Origin of the sequence: Rheinheimera pacifica (assembly GCF_900108485.1) — a bacterium.
GTDB classification, from domain to species: Bacteria; Pseudomonadota; Gammaproteobacteria; order Enterobacterales; family Alteromonadaceae; genus Alishewanella; species Alishewanella pacifica.
The window spans coordinates 102,252-125,690 of the sequence record NZ_FNXF01000011.1 but is presented as its reverse complement, the minus strand read 5'-3'; the positions used below and the strand labels follow the sequence as shown (position 1 = coordinate 125,690).

The window sequence follows — 23,439 nt, the reverse complement described above, 5'->3', positions numbered from 1 at the left end:
ACCGATGGTAAGCTACGTGATCCCCAATCTGGCCAATGCCTGCCGTATTCTGTCGCTGGTGACAGAGTCGGATCAGGGCCTGAGTTTAACTGAACTGGAACAGCGTTTAGCGGTGCCACGAACGACAGCGTTTCGCATTTTACAAACCCTGTGCCAGGAGCAGGTGCTGGAAAAGCACGGCAAGCGCTATCTGGTAGGGGCACAACTGTTTAAAATGGGGTTGAGTTTATTAAGCTCGCAGCGCTTGCAGCAACAGGCCTTGCCAATGCTGCAGCAACTGGCGCTGACTACCGGTTTAAGTTGCCACCTGGCATTACCACATGCCAAAGGCGCTTTGCTGGTAGAAGTATGCGACAGCCCTAATCCACAACGTTTAGCCGCCAGGCCGGGTACCATTGCCGATTTTAACTGCTCTGCTGCCGGTAAGGTGTTTTTGGCATTTCATCATTTTGACAGGTTAACGGCATTAGCCGAGGCCGGCTTGTTTAAGCGGCGTACCTCGCACAGCCTGGTACAGCCAAATGAGTTAACAACAGAGTTGCAGCGGATACTGGCACGCGGGTATGCTAGCGACGATATGGAATACCATGACGACGTGCGCTGTCTGGCGGTGCCAATTCGCGACAGCCAGGGGGCTGTAGTGGCGGCAGTTGGCATTACCGGGCCGCTGGTGCTGTTTGCTAAAAAAGCCCAAACCGATCTTGTCGCCAGCGTAAAACAAACGGCGATCGATATCGCACTTTGTACTTACAGGCCGCAACTGGTCGCTAACAGTGCGCGTGGTCAATAAGATGAGACTTATGCAAAAACAAGCCACGATAAATGATGTTGCCCGTATTGCCGGTGTATCCAAACGCACGGTATCACGGGTTATTAACGGTTCGCTTAGTGTCGGTGACACTACCCGTACCCGGGTAGAAAAGGTGATCAGCGAATTAAAGTATTCGCCCAACACTCAGGCCAGAGGCCTGGCATCCAGCCGCTCATACCTGCTCGGCCTTATTTACGACAACCCCGATGCACTCTATCTGGATGATGTGCAACGTGGTGTGCTGGAAGTATGCTCTAACCTGGGCTACGAGCTGGTAGTGCATCCGTGCCGCTATCGCAGTGAAACTCTGGTACAGGACTGCCTGCGCTTTATGCAGCGCTCTAAGCTGGATGGCGTTATTGTGCTGCCGCCGGTGTCGGAATCTGAAACTCTGGCCCAGGCGCTAAAAGAATCCGGCAGTGCTTATGTGCGCTTAAGCTCAGTAGCGCTGGATGAGGCCAAACATATTGTAGTGTCAGACGACAGGGCAGCGGCGGCTGAAATGGCGCGTTATTTTGCCCAGCTGGGGCATGAACATATTGCTTTTATCAGCGGGCCGCAGCGTTATAAATCGTCAACTGAGCGGATGGAAGGTTTTCAGTTGGGGCTGTCGGCCTATGGTATTAAACTGCAGCCAGACTGGATTATTGAAGGTAATAATACCTACGAAACCGGTATTGAATGTGCGCGCCAGCTGCTGCAGGCAGAGGAAAAACCAACGGCTATTTTTGCCAATAACGATCAGATGGCTGCCGGGGTATTAAAGGTAGCGCACAGCCTTGGCATTAAAGTGCCGGAGCAGCTCTCGGTAGCCGGCTTTGATGACAATATGCTGGCCTCGCGGGTGATACCGGCATTAACCACCATTAAAAGGCCGGTGCGGCAAATGGCGCTACTGGCTACCAGCAAGCTGATTATGTCGATAGAAAATAACGACAAAGCGGCCTCTAACGTTGCCGCTAAAGTGGCACCAACCCTGGTTGTACGGGAGTCAACGGCCAGAGTAGCCGGCAGCAACGACTAAGCTGTTTTATTCATGTTTTAACTTAGACAAACTTTTTTGCTACCGCTGGCAAAAAGTTTGCCGATTTACTTGCCACCGGTGGCAAATTGGTTATTATAGTACCAATAGCTAACTTAATTCAGTTGTAAATAAGGTAAAGCCGCCGGCAATTGTGATAACGGTGGCCACCTAAAAAAGAGGTTACTAATGACAGACAGACAAAAACGACAACATTTAAAAACCTTAGGCCTGGCCGGAATGGGCTTATCTTTATGGTCATTAAACGGCTGCTCGTCTGTGTCTGCTGTGGCAACTTCTTCCAGTGATGCTGCGGATGCTGTGCTGTGGCAGCAGGCTGATGCCATTATTGCTGCTATCGCACCTACTGCCTTTGCTAAACGTGATTTTGTTATTACTGAGTTTGGCGCCAAAGTTGGCATTGATAGCAGTGATGCTATCAACGCCGCTATTGCCGCCTGTGCCGCTGCTGGTGGAGGCCGCGTAGTGGTACCTGCCGGGCGTTTTAATACCGGGCCGGTGCATTTAAAGTCTAATGTAAATCTGCATCTGCAAAAAGATGCGGTACTTTCGTTTTACCCTGAACCAGAGCGCTACCTGCCGGCGGTATTTACCCGCTGGGAAGGCGTAGAGCTGATGGGTTATTCGCCACTTATTTATGCCTTTGAGCAGGAAAACATCGCTGTTACCGGGGAGGGTATTCTGGAAGGCAACGGCAGTAATAGCCAATGGTGGCCATGGAAAGGGCAATGGAAACACACCCCCTGGCAGTTAGATGCCAAAACAGATCAGGCCAATACCCGCACGCCGTTATTTGATATGGCTGAAGCTGGTGTACCGGTAGCAGAGCGTGTATTTACAGAAAATTATTTACGGCCACCGTTTATTCAGCCATACCGCTGTAAACGGGTGTTGATTGAAGGCATCACTATTCGTAACTCGCCATTTTGGCTTATTAACCCGGTGCTGTCAGAAGATGTGATAGTGCGCGGCGTTAACTGCGTTAGCCACGGGCCGAATTCCGATGGTTGTAACCCGGAGTCCAGCAACCGGGTGTTAATTGAAAATTGTTTGTTTGATACCGGTGATGATTGTATTGCGCTGAAATCCGGCCGTAATAACGACGGCCGCCGGCTGGCAACACCAGTGCAAAATGTGGTGATCCAGGATTGTATGATGCGCGCCGGCCATGGTGGTGTGGTGCTGGGCAGTGAAATTTCCGGTGGTGCGCGTAATATTTTCGCCCGCCGCTGCCGGATGAGCAGCCCGGATTTAGATCGCGGTATCCGTATTAAAACCAACTCGGTACGTGGCGGCTTAATTGAAAATATCTATATCCGCGATATTGATATCGGCGAAGTAAAAGACGCTATCGTGATTAACTTCTTCTATGAAGAGGGTGATGCAGGCCAGCACCTGCCGCAGGTAAAGAATTTGCATATCAGTAATTTACGCGTACAAAAAGCCCAGCGGGCGTTTTTGCTGCGCGGTTTTGAACGGGCGCCGATCAGCGGTGTCAGTTTGCACCATGTGCAGTTTAATCAAACCGCCAGCCTGGGTGTGCTGGAGAATGTCGCGCAGATTGATGCGGTCGATCTAACCTTAAATGGTGAGGCGCTGCAGCTATAGCTTTTACCTGAAGTACTGCGGTGCTGAGAGGGGAGAATCGACTTGCCCTAAACCAACCGTTGAAGGCATGGATGCCTGAATCGAGCCTACAGGGATGTATTTACGGCGTGTTGGTGTGGGCAAGTCGGTTCGAGCAAAACACAATAGTCAGACGCGTTTTTTTAATCACAGTTTGCCACCGCTAGACAAGGTGCAGGAAGGCTGAACATGAGCACAGAGCTAAAACCCGGTTGTAGTACCAAACTGAATACACCGGCAGATATCGGCGAGCAATTACAGGTGTTGCAGGTACATCCGCGCGACAACGTAGTAGTGGCATTGCAACCATTAGCGCAGGGCGCGGCGCTGCCAGAGCCGTTTGCGCAGTTAACTGCACAGCAGGCCGTACCGGCCGGGCATAAAGTGGCACTGGCTAATATTGCCAAAGGCGAGCCGGTGATTAAATACGGCTTTGCTATTGGCGCGGCGACGACGGACATCAGAGCAGGCGAGCATATTCACTCGCATAATCTTGCCACGCTGCTAAGCGGCCAGGTCAATTACCGTTATAGCGGCTGTCAGGCGCAGCCGTTGACGTTTCCGGCAGGTTTACCGACCGAATTTATGGGTTACCGCCGTGCTAATGGCAAAGTAGGTACCCGCAATGAGCTGTGGATTATCAATACCGTTGGCTGCGTTAACCGCGCCGCTATGCGGGTAGCCGAGCAGGCACGCAAGCTATATAGCGATGATATCGACGGTATTTATGCCTTTACCCATCCGTTTGGTTGCTCGCAGCTGGGCGACGATTTAGATCATACCCGCCGTTTACTGGCCGGGCTTATTCAACACCCTAATGCCGGTGGTGTGCTGGTGATGGGGTTAGGCTGTGAAAACAATCAGCTAAGCAAGTTGCTGGCAGCAAGCGAAGACGTTGATTTAAGCCGCATCCGCTCTTTTAACGCCCAACAGGTGGAAGATGAAATAGAGCAGGGCTTAGCTGCAGTGGAAGAGCTGGTAGCCAGAATGCGCGACGATAAGCGCACGCCGTGCCCGGTATCAGATTTAGTAATGGGCATGAAATGCGGTGGCTCTGATGGCTTAAGCGGCTTAACCGCTAACCCGCTGGTGGGCCGCATTGCTGATTTAGTCGCCGCCGGTAACGGTAAAGTCGTACTGACCGAAACGCCGGAAATGTTCGGCGCCGAGCAAGTGTTTATGGCCCGCGCGCAAAATGAACAGGTGTTTGGCGATATCGTTACCCTGGTGAATGATTTTAAGCAGTACTTTATCGACAACAAACAGCCGGTGTATGAAAACCCGAGCCCCGGCAATAAAGACGGCGGCTTAACCACACTGGAAGAAAAATCGCTCGGCGCCATTCAAAAAGGTGGCTCTGCGGTAGTAAACCAGGTGATCCGCTACGGCGATATGGCCAGCCAAAGTGGCTTAACGCTGCTGGAAGGGCCGGGCAATGATGCGGTGTCATCCACCGCCTTAACCGCTGCCGGTGCTACTTTGCTGCTGTTTACCACCGGCCGTGGCACACCATTGGGCTTTCCGGCACCGACAGTAAAAATTTCGTCGAATTCCTCTTTGGCCGCACGCAAGCCGCAGTGGATAGACTTTGATGCCGGCGGTTTGCTGAAAAAAGGCCAGGACGCCGAGCAGTTCAGCCATGACTTTTTCCGTTATCTGATCGATGTTGCTTCCGGCAAAGCTACGCGCAACGAGCAGTCAGATAACCGCGAAATTGCCATCTGGAAAAATGGCGTGACGCTCTGATACGTAACATCAGAACAGATATTGAATTTAAACACTTTTTATAACAGGACTTGAAAATGGCACAGAGTCGTCGTTTAGAACTGCACCCGGACCGCTTATTTCCGTCAGATCCGGTGGTGCGTGATATCGCCCGGCGTTTATATCAGCAAATTAAAGACTTGCCGATCGTTAGCCCGCACGGCCATACCGATCCGCGCTGGTTTGCTGAAGACGCCAACTGGGACAACGCCACCGCATTATTGTTGCTGCCGGACCACTATGTGTTTCGTATGTTGTACAGCCAGGGCATTAAGCTTGAAGAGCTCGGCATCCGCCGTAAAGACGGCGCAGTAGTTGAAAGCGATTACCGCAAAATCTTCCATATTTTTGCCAAACACTATTACCTGTTTCGTGGCACACCTTCGCGCATTTGGCTCGACACGGTATTTCACGATGTATTTGGTTTAACCGAAACTCTGTGCGAAGACACCGCTGATCATTACTACGACAGCATTAACGCCCAGCTGGCCAAGCCAGAATTTAAACCGCGTGCTTTGTTAGAGCGTTTTAATATCGAGCTGATTGCCACTACCGAAGGCGCACTGAACGATTTAAAACACCATGCCAAATTAAAAGGCACCGGCTTTGAAACCCGCGTTATTACCACCTTCCGCCCGGATGACGTGGTAGATGCTGACCGCGCCGATTTTGCCGCTAATGTGGCCAAATTAGGCGAAATTACCGGCGAAGATACCAAGAGCTGGCAAGGTTATCTGGCCGCACTGCGTAAGCGCCGTAAGGTATTTCGTGAGCATGGCGCTACGGCGACCGATCACGGCCACCCAACCGCTATTACCGCAGACTTAGCCATGAAAGATGCCGCGGCATTATTTCAACGCTGTTTAAGCGGTAAAGCCACGCCGGCAGAAACAGAGCTGTTCCGCGGCCAGATGCTGACCGAAATGGCCGGCATGAGCCTGGAAGATGGCATGACGATGCAAATTCACCCCGGTGCGCACCGTAACCACAACCAGGTGATTTTTGAGCGTTTTGGTGCCGATAAAGGCGCCGATATCCCCAGCCCGACCGAATACGTACAAAACCTGAAACCTTTACTGCAGAAATACGGCAACGAAGCCAGCTTAAACATCATTCTGTTTACACTGGACGAAACCACTTATGCCCGTGAACTGGCGCCGCTGGCAGGCCACTACCCGGCGTTAAAACTCGGCCCGGCCTGGTGGTTCCATGATAGTCCGGAAGGCATGCTGCGTTTTAGGCATCAGGTAACTGAAACCGCCGGCTTTTATAACACTGTAGGGTTTAACGATGATACGCGGGCGTTTTTATCTATTCCGGCACGGCACGACGTAGCAAGGCGTATAGACTGCCGCTTCCTGGCAGGCTTAGTGGCCGAGCACCGCTTAACCGAAGAAGAAGCCGGCGAGTTAGCTTACGAGCTGACCTATGGCCTGGTAAAAAAAGCGTATCAGTTGAAATGATGCTAAGCGTAATCTAACAGCGGGGCAGATTGTTACTAAGCAGAGCGTCTCCAGCAGGGATGCTGGAGAGGAGTCTACAAGGATGTATTTACGACGTCTCTGCGTGTAACAAACTGCCCAAGCCTACACTGCAGAAAATAGCAGGAATCATAAATGGCAAATCTTAGTAATCAGACTCTGGCGGGTCTAAACGGCAAGCTGCCAATTCCGGCCTACCGGCTGGCAGAACAACAGCCGCAAATCGGCATAGTGCATTTAGGCCCCGGCGCGTTTTTTCGCGGCCATCAGGCCTGGTATACCGAACAGGCCCTGCAATTTGGCGGCGATTGGGCCATCAGCGCCGTATCAATGCGATCACCCGATGTCAGCCAGGCATTATCGCCGCAAGATGGTTTGTATACCCTGGCCGTGCTGGATGCTGTGCAAAGCTATCAGGTTATCGGCTCTGTGCAGGAGGTATTAATCGCCAGCGAGCAGTACGGCCAGGTATTAGCGCGCTTAACTGCCGCCAGCACCAAATACGTTACCATGACCATTACCGAAAAAGGCTATTGCTTAAACGGCAGCGGCAAGCTGGATTTAAACCATAGCCAAATTCAGCAAGATTTAAGCGGCAGCGGCCAGCCGATCACAGCAATTGGCCTGCTGTTTACCGCACTTGCGGCACGCTATCAGGCCAATATCGCACCGTTTTGCGTAATCAGCTGTGACAACCTGACCGACAACGGCCATAAGCTGCGTAACGCACTCATCGCTTTTGCTGAGCAAAAAGACCCGACTATCGCCAACTGGTTAAGCCAGCAGCTGATCAGCCCCTGCACTATGGTCGACAGCATTACACCTGCCACCGACGACGCCATTAAAGCGCAGGTTGCACAGGTGCTGGGCGTACAGGATAACTGGCCGATTAAGCGCGAAGCCTTCGTGCAGTGGGTGATTGAAGATATTTTACCGGCTGACCGGCCAGCCTGGCAGCAAGCCGGGGTAATTTACGCCCAGGATGTCACTGCTTTTGAAAAAGCCAAGCTGCGCTTGCTCAACGCGCCGCATTCGACGCTGGCCTATGTTGGCTGTTTGCTCGGCTATGAAACCGTATTCGATGCGATGCAGGATGAAGTGCTGACACAGTTTATTCAGCAGATGATTACTGCTGAAATTATGCCGTCATTCAAAGCACCGGCTGAGTTGGATGTTAACCAGTACAGTAACGATATATTAGCACGGTTTCGTAACCCGGCTATCCGCCATTTGCTGGCGCAAATTGCCTGGGACGGCTCGCAAAAGCTACCGATGCGTATTCTGCCTGCCATTAGCGACAACTTAGCCGCCGGTAAAGCTATCGACAAACTGGCGTTTGCCATCGCTGCCTGGTGCCGTTTTATTGTGAAACGCCATAGCGACAACGAAAAATTAGTCGACCCGTTAGCAGAGCAACTGCTGGCTGTTGCAGCCCAGTGCAGCGGCAATGCCGATACCGACGTGGCGCTGTTTTTAGCGGTTGATGCCGTGTTCCCGCCAGCGCTGAGTTTAAACAAAACCTTTTTTAGTGCAGTGCATACTGCTTATCAGCAATTAGTTTCCCGTCCAGCCGCAGCGCTGGTGGCTTTTACAGGAGTCGTTTAATGTCGTCTTTACCTCCGCTGTTGTCGTCCATGGTCAAGGGCCCGGCATTATTACCCATTATTCAGGCCGAGACACCGCATGAAGCTGTCGCCATCGCCAAAGCATTGCAAGATGGCGGTGTAGGCTCGGTCGAAGTCGTGCTGCGCACCCGTCAGGCGTTAGCGGCGATTACCGCTATCCGCACCGCCTTACCAAATTTATTGGTCGGCGCCGGCACTATATTATCGGCAGCTGATGCGAATGCCTGTAAAGATGCCGGCGCGCAGTTTCTGGTCAGCCCGGCCAGCACGCCAAAATTGCTTGAAGCGATGATCGACACCGGCCTGCCACTGGCGCCCGGTGTGGCAACACCGTCGGAAATTGCTATGGCGTACGAATATGGTTTGCGCGAGGTTAAGTTTTTCCCGGCGCATTTATCCGGCGGCATTGAGATGCTAAAAGCCCTCAGCGGAGTATTCCAGCAGGTTAAATTTTGCCCCACAGGCGGTATTGGCCAGCATAATCTGGCCGATTTTTTAGCGCTGAAAAATGTGTTTGTGGTGGGCGGCTCCTGGTTAACCCCGGCTAATTTGGTAAAAGCACAACAGTGGAGCCAAATTACGACACTGGCCGCTGAAGCGACCGCTATTGCCAGACAGATTAAAACCGCAGCTTAAGGAGCATCGGCATGAGCAAACGTATTGTCATTATGGGCGAGTGCATGGTCGAGCTGTATCAGCTGGTCGACAATGTCTATCACCAGAATTTTGCCGGTGATGTGTTTAATACCGCCGTGTATTTAAAGCGCACCTGCGAAAACCCGGTCGATGTGCAGTTTTTTACCGCTGTTGGTACCGATCTTATCAGCGACAAGTTGGTACGTGCGGTAGAGCGGGAGAAAATTGACACCAGCCTGATGCTGCGCACCAAAACCGCCCGGCCCGGCCTGTATATGATCAATACCGATGCGTTTGGCGAGCGCAGTTTTGTCTACTGGCGCGACAGCTCGGCGGCCAAGCAGGTATTGCAGTGTTTTAACGCCCAGTTAAATTACGATGCCATTAAAGGCTGCGATATGTTTTATTTCTCCGGCATTACGCTGGCAATCTTATCTGATGCCGATAGAGCCCAATTGTTCGACCTGGTAAGCCGGTTAAAAGCCGATGGCAGCCAGATTATCTTCGACCCGAATTACCGTCCGGCGCTGTGGCCGAATGCTGAAGCGGCCAAAGCGGCCTTTATTCAGGCCTATAGCTTAGCCGATGTGGCGCTGCCGGGCCTGGACGACCACCGGGTGTTATTTGCTGCGCAAACCACCAACGATGTGGTTGAGCAGTTAACCGAACTGGGTGTGGCCGAAATTATTGTTAAAGATGGCAAAAACGGTATTAATGGCCGTTATCAGCAGCAGGGTTTTACGGCGTTGGCGCACCCGGTAAAGAAGGTGGTAGATACCACAGCAGCTGGCGATTCATTTAACGGCGGTTATCTGGCTGCGCGTTTAGGTGGTATAGCACCGCAGCATGCAGTGAAGTTTGCCGCTCGTTTAGCGGGCTTTGTCGTTGAGCATACCGGCGCTATTGTCGGCAAGGATCACTTTAACGGCTTTTGGGCGCAGAACCGGCCCTCGGTGTTTGTGAAGTAGCCAAGGGTTCAGTGGCTTCGGCACGAACCGGTTTGCTCACGCTGACACGCCGTGAATACGTCCCTGTAGGCTCGATTACAAACTTCATCCATGAAGTTTGTCCGTTGGACCAGCGGAGCTGTTCAAATTCGTTCCGGACGAATTTGTCAGGCATCCATGCCTTCAACGGTCAGCTTACAGCAAACCGATTCTCGCTGTGGCAAAACGTCAGAAGCAGGTTGGAACCCCGAAGCGCACAGCTAACGATTGATGTATCACCGAAATAACAAAGCGAAACAGTTAAGGGTATAGCAAAGCGTCTGCCGCAGGGATGCGGCATAGACAAATTCGTAGGGAACGAATTTGAATGGCGCAGCCACCCGAAGGGCAAATTGCAGGACGCAGTTTGTAAGTCTACAAGGACGTATTTACGACGTCTTTGCGTTCCCTTAACTGTGAAGCCAGCAACGATTTAAACAAGCAGAGCATAAGATCCGGTCCAAGCCGGGCAAGCGTCGCATCTGACCCTGACTAACAACCAAGTCAATTTTGTTAGAAGGAGCAAGGCATGAGTTTAGCAACAGTTTTTCCGCAAGCGGCTGATATACCGGGAGAGTTTGCCCATAAGAGCGAGATAACCCAGCGCGACTATTTATTAAATGGTGAGCTGGTGCAGTGGCAGGGTGAACTTAGCCCGGTGGTAAGTCCAATTTATATACGAAATAGCGACAGCTTACAGCAAGTAGTGCTGGGCCATACGCCTTTACTGGACGCCGACACTGCATTAAAAGCACTCGACAGTGCGGTAAAAGCTTACGACTTAGGCCGTGGCGCCTGGCCGACCATGGCAGTGCTGGAGCGTATTCAGCATGTGGAGAAATTCCTTGGACTGATGCAGCTGCAGCGCGCTGAAGTGATCCGCCTGCTAATGTGGGAAATCGGCAAAACCTACCCCGATGCGGCGAAAGAATTCGACCGTACCAGCGATTATATCCGCGACACCATCGAAGCGTTAAAACAGCAGGACAGAGACGCCAGCCACTTTATTATTGAGCAGGGTAGCTTAGGTAAAATCCGCCGCGTGCCGGTAGGGGTTGCGCTATGTATGGGGCCGTTTAACTACCCGTTAAATGAAACCTTTACCACGTTGATCCCGGCGCTGATCATGGGTAACACCGTAATTTTTAAGCCGGCCAAATACGGCGTGCTGCTTATTCAGCCGTTGCTGCAGGCATTTCTGCAAAGCTTCCCGGCCGGCGTGATTAACATTATTTACGGCCGCGGCCGCGAAACCGTTGGCGTGCTGATGGAGAGCGGTAAAATTGACCTGTTTGCCTTTATCGGCACCAATAAAGGCGCCAGTGATTTAAAACGCATGCACCCCAAACCACACCGGCTGCGCGCTGTGCTGGGGCTGGATGCCAAGAACCCGGCGATTATTCTGCCCGACGCCGATATGAACCGCACGGTAAAAGAGTGCGTGGCCGGCAGCTTGTCGTTTAACGGCCAGCGCTGTACTGCGTTAAAAATTTTATTTGTGCATCAAAGCCGCGCTGCTGAGCTGGTCGATAAACTGGCAGCGGCTATCAGTGAGCTAAAAGCCGGTATGCCGTGGCAGCAAGGCGTAGCGATAACACCGTTGCCGGAGCCTGGCAAAACGCAGTTTTTAACCGAGCTGTTAGAAGATGCGCTTGGCAAAGGCGCTAAGCTGCAAAACCCCGGCGGTGGTGAAACGGTAGCCTCTTTGTTTACCCCGGCGCTGTTATACCCGGTAAACAGCAGTATGCGGTTATATAACGAGGAACAATTCGGCCCATTGGTTCCGGTAGTACCTTATAACGATATTAACGAAGTTATTGATTATGTTGTTAACTCTAACTTTGGCCAGCAGCTGAGTATTTTTGGCCAGAACCCGCAGCAAGTCGGTGAACTGGTCGATATTTTTGCTAACCAGGTCGGCCGGATTAATATCAACAGCCAGTGCCAGCGTGGGCCGGACAGCTTTCCGTTTAACGGGCGTAAAGATTCCGCTGAAGGCACCTTGTCGGTGGTGGACGCGCTACGCCAATTCTCTACACCAACCTTAGTGGCCGCTAAGTATCAGGATAGTGATGTCGACTTTGTGAAACAGATGGTGAAAGAACGCCATTCGCGCTTTTTATCCACGGACTTTTTGTTCTGATGTCTTACCGGCTGCGTCATCTGTTGCTATTGGTTGGTTTGTTGTTGCCCTGTGTCGCCAGCGCAAGTTACTGGCAGGCGCAGCAACTTACTGCACAATGGCGGCAGTATTTAGCCGAATCAGCGCAAGTGCTGCAGCAAGATGCGACAGCACTGGCCGCTGAGCAACAGGGTGGAGCGCTAACTGCGGCAACCAGGCATAATCAGTTTGGTTTAACCGGCATTAATAATGCGGCTGAAGCGCAAGCAGTGCTGAGCTTTCAAACACCTTCAGGCGGCTGGAGCAAGCGTACCGATATGCGTATTGCCAGGCTAAGCGGCCAGCAGTTTGGCTCTGAAGCCAATTATGTGCCGACTTTTGACAATGACGCTACCAGCACGCAGTTGCAGTGGTTGGCTGATTTTTACCCGCAAGCAACACCGCAACTGCAACAACATATCGTGCAGACGATAGAACGTGGCGTGGCGCTGGTGTTGCAAGCGCAGTACCCCAACGGCGGTTTTCCGCAATCTTATCCGCTGCGTGGTGGTTATCATGATGCGATAACGCTGAACGATAATGCTCTGTATCAACTGATGCAGTTATTGTGGCAGGTAGCCAATGAGCCGCATTTTGCCATGTTGGCCGACAGTACTAAAACAGAGGCCGCAGCAGCCTTTTATCGTGCAGTCGATTGGTTGTTGGCTAATCAGGTCGTCGTCGATGGCAAGCGCACGGTGTGGGGCGCACAGCATCATCCGTTAACGGGTGAGCCGGTAACGGCGCGTAAGTATGAAAAAGCTTCACTGGTTAGTAGTGAAAGTGCAAAAATTCTGCAGTTGTTGCTGCGTTATGCGCCAGATTACCCCGGCGTAGCGCCAAGCCTGGCCGAAGCCGCCAACTGGTTGAGGGATAAGCAGATAAGTGACAAAGACCGTCACCGCGACAGCGAGGGCCGTTTGTCATTAATCGACAGCCCCGGCAGTGTGATTTGGTCACGGTTTTATGATCTGAAAACCGGCCAGCCGGTATTTTTCGACCGCGATGGCCTAACCTACAGCGATGTCAGCCAGATATCGCTTGAACGCCAACGCGGTTATGGCTGGTATCAAAGCGTTGCGGCAGAGTTTTTGGCAGAATATGACCAGGCTGCAGCAGATAAGCACTGTACTAACTTTGGTCTGGATACACCGGGCGGAGCAGGCGGTGCGATGTTAAAGGTAACTAATCTGAACCGAAGCGGGCCCGGCTCTCTGGCTGCTGCACTGGCACACAGCGGGCCGCGAGTCGTGGTGTTTGAAGTGGCCGGGGTGATAGATCTTGAGCGCACTAATCTGGAAATAAACCAGCCGTACCTGACCATCGCCGGTGAAACCGCACCAGCACCCGGCATTACGCTGATTAAAGGCGGCCTGCGTATTATCAGCCATGATGTGATAGTGCGGCATTTACATATCAGGCCGGGTGATGCCGGTTTGCCAAAGCGCACCGGTTGGGACACCGATGGTATAGCGGTAACTGGTAAAGACGCCTGCAATGTGTTGGTCGAGCATAATTCTATCAGCTGGGCCACCGACGAGCTGGTATCGGCGTCAGGTCCGCGTGATAAAGGGCCGCAGGCGACGTCGAAGCACATCACCTTTCGCTACAATATTCTGGCCGAAGCGCTGGACTACGCCACTCATATTAAAGGCAAGCACAGCAAAGGCGCGTTGGTGCATGATTTTAGCCGCCACATTGCCTTTATCGGTAACCTGTTTGCCCACAATGCAAGGCGTAACCCGTATTTTAAAGCCCATACTACAGGTGTGGTGCTCAATAACATCATTTATAACGCCGATGCCAATGCCGTAAAGCTGGGTTTTATTGATACTGAATGGGCGCATACAACCTTTAGCCCGCAGAACCCACAGGTGGCGGTGATAGGTAATGTGCTGCGCTATGGCCGCGATTCTTACTCTGATTTAGCCCTGGTATCCTACCACGGCGATGCTTACCTGCAGGATAACCTGACCTTTAACCTTGATGACAAAGCTATGTACGACACTGCCGGGGTGATAAAGCGCTTAACCGCAGCACCGGTGTGGCCACAAGGCATTCGCGTTATGGCGGCAAAAGAGGTTGAACACCAGCTGTTACCTGTTGTTGGAGCACGTTATTGGCAGCGTGACGTAACCGACCAGCGTATCGTGCAAAGTTACGTTAACCGTGACGGCCGTATTATTGACAGCCAGCAGCAAGTGGGCGGTTATCCGCAAATTAAGCCGGTGCACCGGCCGCTGCAGGTGCCAACAGACAATATCAATATCTGGTTGGAAAGCTTTATACCAACTGGCACTAAACCCCAGGAACCTTAAGTTATGCGTATCGAACATGTCGCTTTTAATGTCGCCCAACCGCAGCAAATGGCCAGCTGGTACAGGCAGCATTTGGGCTTTAGTTTAAAACGCGCATTAAATGATGCGGCGCAAACGCATTTTCTCGCCGATGACAGCGGCATAATGATGATAGAAATTTACTGCAACCCGGCCGATCAGGTACCTGATTACGCCAGTATGGACCCGCTGATTTTGCATCTGGCGCTGATATCAGACGATCCGGTCGCCGACAGCGCCCGCTTAATCGCCGCCGGTGCCAGCCATGTTACCGACGTACACCTGAACGACGGCTCACATCTGGCAATGCTGCGCGATCCCTGGGGCTTAGCACTGCAACTGTGCCGGCGCGGTGCTGCCAGGTAAAACAGCGTGTTATAGCGGTTGAAACTCCATTAGTTGTGAATAAATTATTCATGTATAAATTTATATAGCAAAAAATTTATGCAAGCTGCGCGTGAATACCGTATTATCGGTTAATCTAGGTTTAGTTTCTCAGCGCCAGAGGTTTGCATGCAACCGCAGTTTGTTCAGGCCGTTAAACAGCTTATTCCGGCTGAGCGTTATTTTGACGACCCTATCGCTACGCTTGCCTTTGGCACTGACGCCAGCTTTTACCGTATGCTGCCTAAATTAGTGCTGCGCATTGAAAGCGAAGCTGAAGTGGTGGCGCTGTTAAAATTGGCAAACGACTTTAAGGTTGCGCTGACATTCCGTGCTGCCGGTACCAGTTTATCCGGCCAGGCGGTAACCGATTCTGTGCTGCTGGTGCTGGGCGAAAACTGGCAGCAGCGTGAAGTGCGCGGCCTGGGCGAGCAAATACGGCTGCAGCCCGGTGTTATCGGCGCTGCGGCTAACAGTGTACTGACAAAGTTTCAGCGCAAAATCGGCCCTGATCCGGCGTCAATTAACAGCTGCAAAATTGGCGGTATCGTAGCCAATAATGCCAGCGGTATGTGCTGCGGTACCGCGCATAACAGTTTTAATACCCTGGCAGCGATGCGATTGGTGTTGTTTGACGGCACTGTACTGGATACTGAAGATGCGCAAAGCGTAGCGGCGTTTCGCCAGACACATGCCAAACTTTTAGCCGAGCTGGCTTTGCTGGGCAAACAAACCCGTGACAACCCTGAACTTAGCGCTAAAATCCGCCATAAATACCGCTTAAAAAATACCACCGGTTTTTCGCTAAATGCGTTAACCGAATTTACCGATCCTATCGATATCCTGACCCATTTAATGGTTGGCTCTGAAGGCTGTCTGGGTTTTATCAGTGCTGTAACGTACAACACCGTGCCGGATTATCCGCACCGGGCCAGCGCGTTGCTGGTGTTTCCGTCAGTGGAAAGCTGTTGTCGCGCGGTAACGGTATTAAAGCAGCAGCCGGTATCGGCTGTAGAGCTACTGGATCGGCGCAGCCTGCGCTCGGTAGAACATAAGCCGGGCATGCCAGCATGGGTAAAGGGGTTGTCTGATAATGCCTGTGCTTTGCTGATAGAAAGTACGGCGATAAACGGCACCCTATTGCAGCAGCAACTGACACAGGTACGCAGTGCTTTAGCTGCTTTTGCGCTGGAGCAGCAGGTCGATTTTAGTACTGACGCAGCCGTATACAACCAGCTATGGGCCATACGCAAAGGCACTTTCCCGGCGGTTGGCGCCGTGCGCAAAACCGGCACTACGGTGATTATTGAAGATGTTACTTTTCCGGTTGAGCAACTGGCTGAAGGGGTATCACGGCTACAGCAGTTGTTTGATAAGTACTACTACCATGAAGCGATTATTTTTGGCCACGCCTTAGAAGGCAACCTGCATTTTGTTTTTACTCAGGGCTTTGATGATGCCACCCAGGTTGCACGTTACGATGCGTTTATGCAGGAAGTGGCGCAACTGGTAGCGGTAGAGTTTGGTGGCTCACTTAAAGCTGAACATGGCACCGGCCGTAATATGGCACCTTTTGTTGAGTTGGAGTGGGGCACAGAGGCTTATACACTGATGTGGCGTATTAAAAAGTTGCTGGATCCGCAGCATATTTTAAACCCGGACGTAGTGCTAAGTTACAACAGCCAGTTGCATTTGCAAAACCTTAAACCCTTACCTGCCACTAACCCGCTGGTAGATAAATGTATTGAATGCGGCTTTTGTGAGCCGGTGTGCCCGTCACGCAAATTAACGTTAACGCCACGCCAGCGTATCGTTACGCAGCGCGAAATTTCGCGTTTACAACGCAGTGGTGATGAGCCAGAGCGGTTAGCTGAACTTAGCAAAGCTTATCAGTATGCCGGTAACGACACCTGTGCCGCTTGTGGTATGTGCAGTACCGCCTGCCCGGTGGGTATTAATACCGGTGACCTTACCCGGCAATTACGGGCGGAACATAATCGGCCCTGGCAGGGGCTGGCGGCTTTTATGGCCCGGCATTTTACGGCGGTATCGGCTATGGCCCGTGCTGGCCTGGGAATAGGCAGTACGCTGGCTAAATTGCTGCCGCTACGTGCGTTGTGGCATAGCGCGATGCCAACTGCGAACTATAACAATGTGCTGCCAATGGCCCATGCAGATACCCAGCTGAAACCCGTTATTTATTTAGCCAGCTGCTCTGGCCGGGTTATGGCGCCCCAGGCTAATAGCAAAGATAAACGTAGTTTGCAGCAGGTAAGCGCCCACTTACTGGCTAAAGCCGGTTATCAGCTGATAATGCCTGAGGGGCTTGGCAGCCAGTGCTGCGGCATGCCGTTTCAATCGAAGGGCCAGTTTGCTGTTGCCACGCAAAAACAGCGTGAGCTGGAGCAGTGGCTACTCGACGTAAGTAATAATGGTGAAATCCCTATTTTATCCGATACCAGCCCGTGCAGCTTAACCCTGCAAGGTAAGCTGGATGACAGGCTCAGTATTTTCGACAGTGTCGATTTTTTGCATGATAAGGTGCTGCCTAAGCTGAATATTACGCCGCTTAATGAGCCGGTGGCACTGCATATTACCTGCAGCGCCAGCCAGCTGGGCCAGGCAGATAAACTAAAACAGCTGCTTAAGGCTTGCAGTAATACTGTCGTGATCCCCGAAGGCATCAGTTGCTGTGGCTTTGCCGGCGATAAAGGCTTTGTCTTGCCACAGTTAAATGCTTCGGCGTTGTCTGGCTTAAAACAGCAGGTCAGTGAGTGCTCGCAAGGGGTGTCAAGCAGCCGGACTTGTGAGATAGGCTTATCACGGCATAGTGGTATTGAGTATCAGCATCTGGTGTATTTGCTGGATAAATGCTCTTAGCGGGTTTTAACTGAAGTGAGTCATCGGGATCGAGCTTCGGGTCGACAACTGACAACACGAAAAGACGCCGTAGATACCTCCCTGTAGGCTCCTCTGTGGCATCCCTGCCACAGACGCTTTTCTTAGTTGTCAGTTGTCTCGCCGCGTCTTTTCGTGTTGTTGGCAATTGAAGCCAACACCCATATCCTGAACTGACGCCGCTAAGTATTACAGCTTATTTAAAATCTCTGCCGGTAATGCCAGCTCGTCATTACGGTTAACACCGACACCACGGGCAAGAATATTTTTGGCAATTTGCTTGGCTTCATCCAGCGAGTGCATTTGCGCGGTACCGCACTGGTAAATATTCAACTCCGGGATATCGCTCTGGCTGGCAACCTCCAACACATCGTCCATTGCCGCTTGCCAGGCTTTGGCTACACGCTGCTCGTCCGGCGTGCCAATTAAGCTCATATAAAAGCCGGTGCGGCAACCCATCGGCGAAATGTCGATAATTTCCACATCATTGCCATTTAAATGATCACGCATAAAACCGGCAAATAAATGCTCCAGCGTATGAATACCTTTTTCTGACAAAATTTCTTCATTTGGTACGCAAAAACGCAAATCAAATACCGTAATGGCATCACCCTTTGGTGTATTCATTTTTTTTGCCACGCGCACGGCGGGGGCTTTCATAATGGTATGGTCTACGGTGAAACTGTCGAGTAGTGGCATAACAAAACCCTTTAAATAAAAGCTACTGATGGTGGCTATTATAGGCAGGTAAAGCCGGATAAGTTAACCGTTATCGGCAGATAACAGCGTTAAACCGGCGCTAAAAGCGGATTAACTGCGCAGATGGCAAAATTTTTAATCTAATAACCTTGAATGGATCAGGGCTAATCCCCATTAATCGCTCAACGCAATTTGTGCTTGTTCAGAATATTAAGTGGAGTGTAGTTATGGGCAGAATTATCGGTATTGACTTAGGTACAACCAACTCATGTGTTGCGGTTTTAGATGGCGACAAACCACGCGTATTAGAAAACGCTGAAGGTACCCGTACCACGCCCTCTATTATTGCTTACGCTGAAGATGGCGAAGTATTAGTTGGCCAGCCGGCGAAACGCCAGGCAGTTACCAACCCGAAAAACACCTTATTTGCGATTAAGCGTTTAATTGGCCGTCGTTTTGAAGACGAAGAAGTACAACGCGACATCAAAATTATGCCTTACGCTATCGTCAAGGCAGATAATGGCGATGCCTGGGTTGAAGTTAAAGGCAAAAAATTAGCCGCACCGCAGATTTCAGCTGAAGTGCTGAAAAAAATGAAGAAAACCGCTGAGGATTTCTTAGGTGAAGCGGTAACGGCTGCCGTAATTACGGTACCGGCGTACTTTAACGATGCCCAGCGTCAGGCAACCAAAGATGCCGGCCGCATCGCAGGCTTAGATGTAAAACGTATTATCAACGAGCCAACCGCAGCAGCGCTGGCTTATGGTATGGATAAAAAGAAAGGCGACACCAAGGTTGCGGTATATGACTTAGGTGGTGGTACTTTCGATATTTCTATCATTGAAATTGACGATGTAGACGGCGAGCAAACCTTTGAAGTACTGGCCACTAATGGTGATACCCACTTAGGTGGTGAAGACTTCGATAACCGTTTAATCAACTACTTAGTTGAAGAGTTCAAAAAAGAGCAGGGCATTGACCTGCGTAACGACCCATTGGCGATGCAGCGCTTAAAGGAGTCTGCTGAAAAAGCCAAGATTGAGCTGTCGTCAGCGTCACAAACTGAAGTGAACCTGCCGTACATTACTGCTGATGCCTCAGGCCCGAAACACCTGAACATCAAAGTAACCCGTGCCAAGCTGGAATCTTTAGTAGAAGACTTAATTCAGCGCACTATTGAGCCGCTGAAGCAAGCACTGAAAGATGCCGATTTAAGTGTCGGTGAAATTAACGACATCATCCTGGTTGGCGGTCAAACGCGGATGCCAAAAGTACAGGAAGCGGTAACAGCTTTCTTTGGCAAAGAACCACGTAAAGACGTAAACCCGGACGAAGCAGTAGCAGTAGGTGCGGCTATTCAGGGTGCGGTATTGTCTGGTGATGTTAAAGACGTATTGCTGCTTGACGTTACGCCACTGTCACTGGGTATTGAAACCATGGGCAGCGTAATGACCGCCTTGATTGAGAAAAATACCACGATCCCAACTAAGAAATCGCAGGTGTTCTCAACGGCAGAAGACAACCAGTCTGCAGTAACGATTCACGTGCTGCAGGGCGAGCGTAAGCGCGCTTCTGACAACAAGTCACTGGGTCAGTTTAACTTAGAAGGCATTCGTGGCGGTCGTCGTGGCGAGCCACAAATTGAAGTAGTGTTCGATCTGGATGCTGATGGTATTTTGCATGTGTCTGCTAAAGATAAAGATACCGGTAAAGAGCAGAAGATCACCATTAAGGCTAACTCTGGTTTAACTGATGAAGAAATTCAGGCCATGGTGCGCGATGCTGAAGCCCATGCTGAAGACGATAAAAAGTTTGAAGAGCTGGTGCAAACCCGTAACCAGGCCGATGCGATGGTTCACGCCACCCGCAAACAACTGGAAGAAGTTGGTACAGCACTGGCAGCAAATGATAAAGAAGCCATTGAAACAGCAATCAAAGAGCTGGAAGCTGTATTAAAAGGCAGCGACAAAGCGGCAATTGATGAGAAGTCTCAGGCACTTATTCAGGCATCACAAAAGCTGATGGAAGCGGCTCAGGCCAAAGCACAGCAAGGCGGCAGCGACGCAGGCCAGCAGGCTGGCGGCAACGACGACGTGGTTGATGCTGAGTTTGAAGAAGTTAAAGACGACAAAAAATAATTAAGGTTTAACCGGGCTGTAGTAAACTGCAGCCCCTTTAACATGAGAAGTTAGCACTAAGCTATGTCGAAGCGTGACTATTATGAAGTACTAGGTGTCGCTAAAGGCGCCGACGATAAAGACATCAAAAAGGCTTATAAACGCCTCGCCATGAAATTTCACCCGGACAGAACTCAGGGTGACAAAGCCATGGAAGAGAAGTTTAAAGAAGTCCAGGAAGCCTATGAGGTGTTGTCGGATGAGCAAAAACGCGCAGCCTATGACCGTTATGGCCATGCCGGGGTAGATCAAAACCGCGGCGGCGCTGGTGCAGGCAATGCTGATTTTGGCGACATTTTTGGTGATGTTTTCGGTGACATTTTCGGTGGCGGTGGCCGTCGTGGTCAGTCACGGGCGCAGCGTGGTTCCGATTTACGTTACAATCTGGAGCTAAGCCTGGAAGAGGCGGTACGTGGCAAATCGGTCGACATTAAAGTGCCGACGATGGTGAGCTGCGACATCTGCGATGGCTCGGGTGCAAAAAAAGGCACTTCTGCTAAAAGCTGTCCAACCTGTCATGGTGCCGGCCAGGTTACTATGCGCCAGGGCTTTTTTGCCGTACAGCAAACCTGCCCGACGTGTAATGGCCGCGGCAAGATTATTCCGGATCCGTGCAGTAAATGTCATGGCGAAGGCCGCGTAGAGAAAACCAAAACGCTGTCGGTGAAAATTCCGGCAGGCGTTGATACCGGTGATCGCATTCGCTTAACCGGCGAAGGTGAAGCGGGTATGCACGGCGCACCGGCAGGTGATCTCTATGTGCAGGTGCATGTAAAAGAGCACCCGATTTTTGTTCGCGATGGTAATAACCTGTACTGCGATGTACCACTGAGTTTCACTATTGCTGCGCTGGGTGGTGAAATTGATGTACCGACACTGGATGGCCGCGTTAAGCTGAAAATTCCGGCAGAAACGCAAACCGAAAAAATGTTCCGCCTGCGTGGTAAAGGTGTGCAGTCGGTGCGTGGTGGTGGTGTTGGTGATCTGGTATGTAAAGTGGTGATCGAAACACCGGTGAACTTAAGCGAGAAACAAAAAGACTTACTGCGTCAGCTGGATGACAGCATGGCGGGTGATGGTGAGGCCAAGCACCGGCCTAAATCGAAAGGCTTCTTTGATGGTGTGAAGAAGTTCTTTGATGATTTAACCAGTTAAGCTGTAATGAAAAACCACCTGCGGGTGGTTTTTTATTGCCCAGCAGATACAATAACAGGATATTGCAGCGCCAGCTGCGGTAAAAGTGTCAAATAAGGATATGCTCATGTTGAAAAAGTTACTATTGCTTACCACCTGTTCTTTACTGATTGTGGCCTGTGCACAATCGCCAACCGGCCGTCGTCAGGTAATGCTGTTTAATACAGCCGAACTGGATAAGATGGGCGCACAAACCTTTGAAACCATGAAAGCTGAAACGCCTATTTCCAAAGATCGGCGTACTAATGAGTATGTACAATGCGTTGCAGGCGCTTTGCTTAAGGTTACGCCGCAGGAGTTTATGGGCAACACCTGGGAAATAGTGGTGTTCGACTCTGATCAGGTAAATGCGTTTGCGTTACCAGGCGGTAAGATCGGCGTTTATACCGGGCTGTTAAAAGTAGCGGAAAACCAGAATCAGCTGGCAGCCGTTGTCGGCCATGAAATTGCACACGTAATGGCAGGCCACAGTAACGAGCGCCTGTCTACCAATCAGTTTATTCAAACGGCCATGACACTGGGTGATGCCGCCATGAAAGCTTATAACGTGCAGTATCAGCAGCAACTGATGACCGCTTTTGGCTTAGGGGCTCAGGTTGGTGTTGCGTTGCCATTTAGCCGGGCGCATGAGAGTGAAGCCGACATTATTGGCCTGGATTTGATGGCAAAGGCAGGTTTTGAACCGCGTCAAGCGGTTAACTTATGGCAAAATATGGCGGCTCTGGGTGGAGGTGGTACACCACAAATTCTGTCTACCCACCCCTTGCCGGAAAACCGTATTACTGCTTTGCGCGATAATATGCCGCAGGCAATGAAAACGTATAACGAACGCAAAGCCACTGGTGCTTTGCCTAATTGTAAAGCCTGATTTTATCGTCAGCTTGTTTTACAACTTATGGTGCCGTGAGGTTGGGTTTAATAATTTTCTTATACCTGATATGAAGTTATATTGTTGGATTTGATCTTGCATGTAACTGGCATTACACTTTATGCAGTTTGCTTTATGGAATGTAGCTATGGAACCTGTTAATGACAAGGAAATGAAGGCAACGCAGTCTGGTCGCAGAAAGTTTTTAATGCGTGCAGGTCTGGGTAGCTTGCCGGTGTTGCTGACACTTAAGAGTAAATCCGCCTGGGGTAGCAGCACACTTAACTGCTCGTTAAGCGAAAATGCATCGCAGATGCAGTCAGTACAGCCCGATAAGTTTGAGCAGTGCAGTAGGAGTTATGACTCTCATGGTAGTGCTAAACTGTACTTTGAAAGTAAAAGTTCAACTGTAGGTGGCGGTAAAGGTGGCTACTTCTTCAAAACTGGCAATAACTGGCAAAAAAAGTGGAACGGTATAGAGATTAACCAAAGCACTAAGTTTAATACCATTTTTCAGTATGGCTACAGTGGTACTTTGAGAGACGCATTGAATCAGGGGGGGAGTTATGCGCTGGAGCGCAATATTGCCGCAATTTTCCTGCATGCGCTGTACTATCAGTTAGAAGGTATCAGCACCAGCATTCCTACGCCGGATGAAATAGTAAACGCCTATCAGGGTGCTGTTACTAAGGCACAAAAAGATCAGCTATTGGCTTTGTTGGTTTACTATATAGACGGTTACATGGGGTAA

At 50.9% G+C, this 23,439-nt stretch carries 17 protein-coding genes; 16 read left to right on the top strand and 1 reads right to left on the bottom strand.

Going from position 1 to position 23,439, the window contains the following annotated elements; all coding sequences use genetic code 11:
• The first annotated feature begins 4 nt into the window (after positions 1–4).
• The 12 genes from BLW68_RS14200 to BLW68_RS14145 all read left to right on the top strand — a co-directional run bounded on the left by BLW68_RS14200 (position 5) and on the right by BLW68_RS14145 (position 17,732).
• The gene (locus BLW68_RS14200; protein ID WP_092794707.1) at positions 5–790 is read left to right on the top strand and encodes an IclR family transcriptional regulator; all 786 of its coding nucleotides are present in this window, start codon (positions 5–7) and stop codon (positions 788–790) included.
• Positions 791–800: 10 nt separating this feature from the next.
• Positions 801–1,835 carry a LacI family DNA-binding transcriptional regulator gene (locus BLW68_RS14195; RefSeq protein WP_092794801.1) on the top strand — a complete coding sequence of 345 codons (1,035 nt, stop codon included), beginning with the start codon at positions 801–803 and terminating at the stop codon, positions 1,833–1,835.
• Between the two features lie 186 nt (positions 1,836–2,021).
• Positions 2,022–3,461, top strand: coding sequence for a glycoside hydrolase family 28 protein (locus BLW68_RS14190; protein WP_092794705.1), 1,440 nt, complete (start codon positions 2,022–2,024; stop codon positions 3,459–3,461).
• 207 nt (positions 3,462–3,668) lie between these two features.
• A complete protein-coding gene (locus tag BLW68_RS14185; RefSeq protein WP_092794702.1) occupies positions 3,669–5,225 on the top strand; it encodes a UxaA family hydrolase in 1,557 nt (518 codons plus the stop codon).
• A gap of 56 nt (positions 5,226–5,281) precedes the next feature.
• On the top strand, positions 5,282–6,706 hold the full coding sequence (gene uxaC / locus BLW68_RS14180) for a glucuronate isomerase (protein WP_092794699.1): 1,425 nt from the start codon (positions 5,282–5,284) through the stop codon (positions 6,704–6,706).
• A 153-nt stretch (positions 6,707–6,859) separates the two neighbouring features.
• Entirely contained in the window at positions 6,860–8,329 is a 1,470-nt protein-coding gene (locus BLW68_RS14175; protein WP_092794696.1) for a mannitol dehydrogenase family protein, read from the top strand.
• Positions 8,329–8,985 (top strand): bifunctional 4-hydroxy-2-oxoglutarate aldolase/2-dehydro-3-deoxy-phosphogluconate aldolase, encoded by a 657-nt coding sequence (gene eda, locus BLW68_RS14170; protein ID WP_092794693.1) that lies wholly within the window; start codon positions 8,329–8,331, stop codon positions 8,983–8,985. Before BLW68_RS14175 ends, eda begins: the two co-directional genes overlap by 1 nt.
• A gap of 11 nt (positions 8,986–8,996) precedes the next feature.
• Positions 8,997–9,953 (top strand): sugar kinase, encoded by a 957-nt coding sequence (locus BLW68_RS14165; protein ID WP_092794689.1) that lies wholly within the window; start codon positions 8,997–8,999, stop codon positions 9,951–9,953.
• A gap of 547 nt (positions 9,954–10,500) precedes the next feature.
• Positions 10,501–12,114: an NADP-dependent glyceraldehyde-3-phosphate dehydrogenase gene (locus tag BLW68_RS14160; RefSeq protein WP_092794687.1), complete on the top strand. Its 1,614-nt coding sequence runs from the start codon at positions 10,501–10,503 to the stop codon at positions 12,112–12,114.
• Entirely contained in the window at positions 12,114–14,450 is a 2,337-nt protein-coding gene (gene pelA, locus BLW68_RS14155) for a pectate lyase (RefSeq protein WP_092794682.1), read from the top strand. The genes BLW68_RS14160 and pelA overlap by 1 nt, the downstream gene beginning before the upstream one ends.
• Positions 14,451–14,453: 3 nt before the next feature.
• Positions 14,454–14,834: a VOC family protein gene (locus tag BLW68_RS14150; RefSeq protein ID WP_092794680.1), complete on the top strand. Its 381-nt coding sequence runs from the start codon at positions 14,454–14,456 to the stop codon at positions 14,832–14,834.
• Between the two features lie 147 nt (positions 14,835–14,981).
• Positions 14,982–17,732, top strand: coding sequence for an FAD-binding and (Fe-S)-binding domain-containing protein (locus BLW68_RS14145; protein WP_092794675.1), 2,751 nt, complete (start codon positions 14,982–14,984; stop codon positions 17,730–17,732).
• A 207-nt stretch (positions 17,733–17,939) separates the two neighbouring features.
• On the opposite strand, the gene luxS is transcribed toward BLW68_RS14145, so the two are convergent.
• On the bottom strand, positions 17,940–18,449 hold the full coding sequence (gene luxS / locus BLW68_RS14140) for an S-ribosylhomocysteine lyase (RefSeq protein WP_092794672.1): 510 nt from the start codon (positions 18,447–18,449) through the stop codon (positions 17,940–17,942).
• A gap of 227 nt (positions 18,450–18,676) precedes the next feature.
• Between luxS and dnaK the strand changes: the two genes are divergently transcribed.
• The 4 genes from dnaK to BLW68_RS14120 all read left to right on the top strand — a co-directional run bounded on the left by dnaK (position 18,677) and on the right by BLW68_RS14120 (position 23,439).
• Positions 18,677–20,587: a molecular chaperone DnaK gene (dnaK, locus tag BLW68_RS14135; RefSeq protein ID WP_092794669.1), complete on the top strand. Its 1,911-nt coding sequence runs from the start codon at positions 18,677–18,679 to the stop codon at positions 20,585–20,587.
• 63 nt (positions 20,588–20,650) lie between these two features.
• Positions 20,651–21,781 carry a molecular chaperone DnaJ gene (dnaJ, locus tag BLW68_RS14130; RefSeq protein WP_092794667.1) on the top strand — a complete coding sequence of 377 codons (1,131 nt, stop codon included), beginning with the start codon at positions 20,651–20,653 and terminating at the stop codon, positions 21,779–21,781.
• Between the two features lie 106 nt (positions 21,782–21,887).
• On the top strand, positions 21,888–22,688 hold the full coding sequence (locus BLW68_RS14125) for a M48 family metallopeptidase (RefSeq protein WP_092794664.1): 801 nt from the start codon (positions 21,888–21,890) through the stop codon (positions 22,686–22,688).
• A gap of 148 nt (positions 22,689–22,836) precedes the next feature.
• Positions 22,837–23,439, top strand: coding sequence for a hypothetical protein (locus BLW68_RS14120; protein WP_143039970.1), 603 nt, complete (start codon positions 22,837–22,839; stop codon positions 23,437–23,439).

Coding starts and splice junctions, on each gene's coding strand:
- BLW68_RS14200 (WP_092794707.1), top strand. CDS start 5: ATGGTAAGCTACGTGATCCCCAATCTGGCCAATGCCTGCCGTATTCTG.
- BLW68_RS14195 (WP_092794801.1), top strand. CDS start 801: ATGCAAAAACAAGCCACGATAAATGATGTTGCCCGTATTGCCGGTGTA.
- BLW68_RS14190 (WP_092794705.1), top strand. CDS start 2,022: ATGACAGACAGACAAAAACGACAACATTTAAAAACCTTAGGCCTGGCC.
- BLW68_RS14185 (WP_092794702.1), top strand. CDS start 3,669: ATGAGCACAGAGCTAAAACCCGGTTGTAGTACCAAACTGAATACACCG.
- uxaC (WP_092794699.1), top strand. CDS start 5,282: ATGGCACAGAGTCGTCGTTTAGAACTGCACCCGGACCGCTTATTTCCG.
- BLW68_RS14175 (WP_092794696.1), top strand. CDS start 6,860: ATGGCAAATCTTAGTAATCAGACTCTGGCGGGTCTAAACGGCAAGCTG.
- eda (WP_092794693.1), top strand. CDS start 8,329: ATGTCGTCTTTACCTCCGCTGTTGTCGTCCATGGTCAAGGGCCCGGCA.
- BLW68_RS14165 (WP_092794689.1), top strand. CDS start 8,997: ATGAGCAAACGTATTGTCATTATGGGCGAGTGCATGGTCGAGCTGTAT.
- BLW68_RS14160 (WP_092794687.1), top strand. CDS start 10,501: ATGAGTTTAGCAACAGTTTTTCCGCAAGCGGCTGATATACCGGGAGAG.
- pelA (WP_092794682.1), top strand. CDS start 12,114: ATGTCTTACCGGCTGCGTCATCTGTTGCTATTGGTTGGTTTGTTGTTG.
- BLW68_RS14150 (WP_092794680.1), top strand. CDS start 14,454: ATGCGTATCGAACATGTCGCTTTTAATGTCGCCCAACCGCAGCAAATG.
- BLW68_RS14145 (WP_092794675.1), top strand. CDS start 14,982: ATGCAACCGCAGTTTGTTCAGGCCGTTAAACAGCTTATTCCGGCTGAG.
- luxS (WP_092794672.1), bottom strand. CDS start 18,449: ATGCCACTACTCGACAGTTTCACCGTAGACCATACCATTATGAAAGCC.
- dnaK (WP_092794669.1), top strand. CDS start 18,677: ATGGGCAGAATTATCGGTATTGACTTAGGTACAACCAACTCATGTGTT.
- dnaJ (WP_092794667.1), top strand. CDS start 20,651: ATGTCGAAGCGTGACTATTATGAAGTACTAGGTGTCGCTAAAGGCGCC.
- BLW68_RS14125 (WP_092794664.1), top strand. CDS start 21,888: ATGTTGAAAAAGTTACTATTGCTTACCACCTGTTCTTTACTGATTGTG.
- BLW68_RS14120 (WP_143039970.1), top strand. CDS start 22,837: ATGGAACCTGTTAATGACAAGGAAATGAAGGCAACGCAGTCTGGTCGC.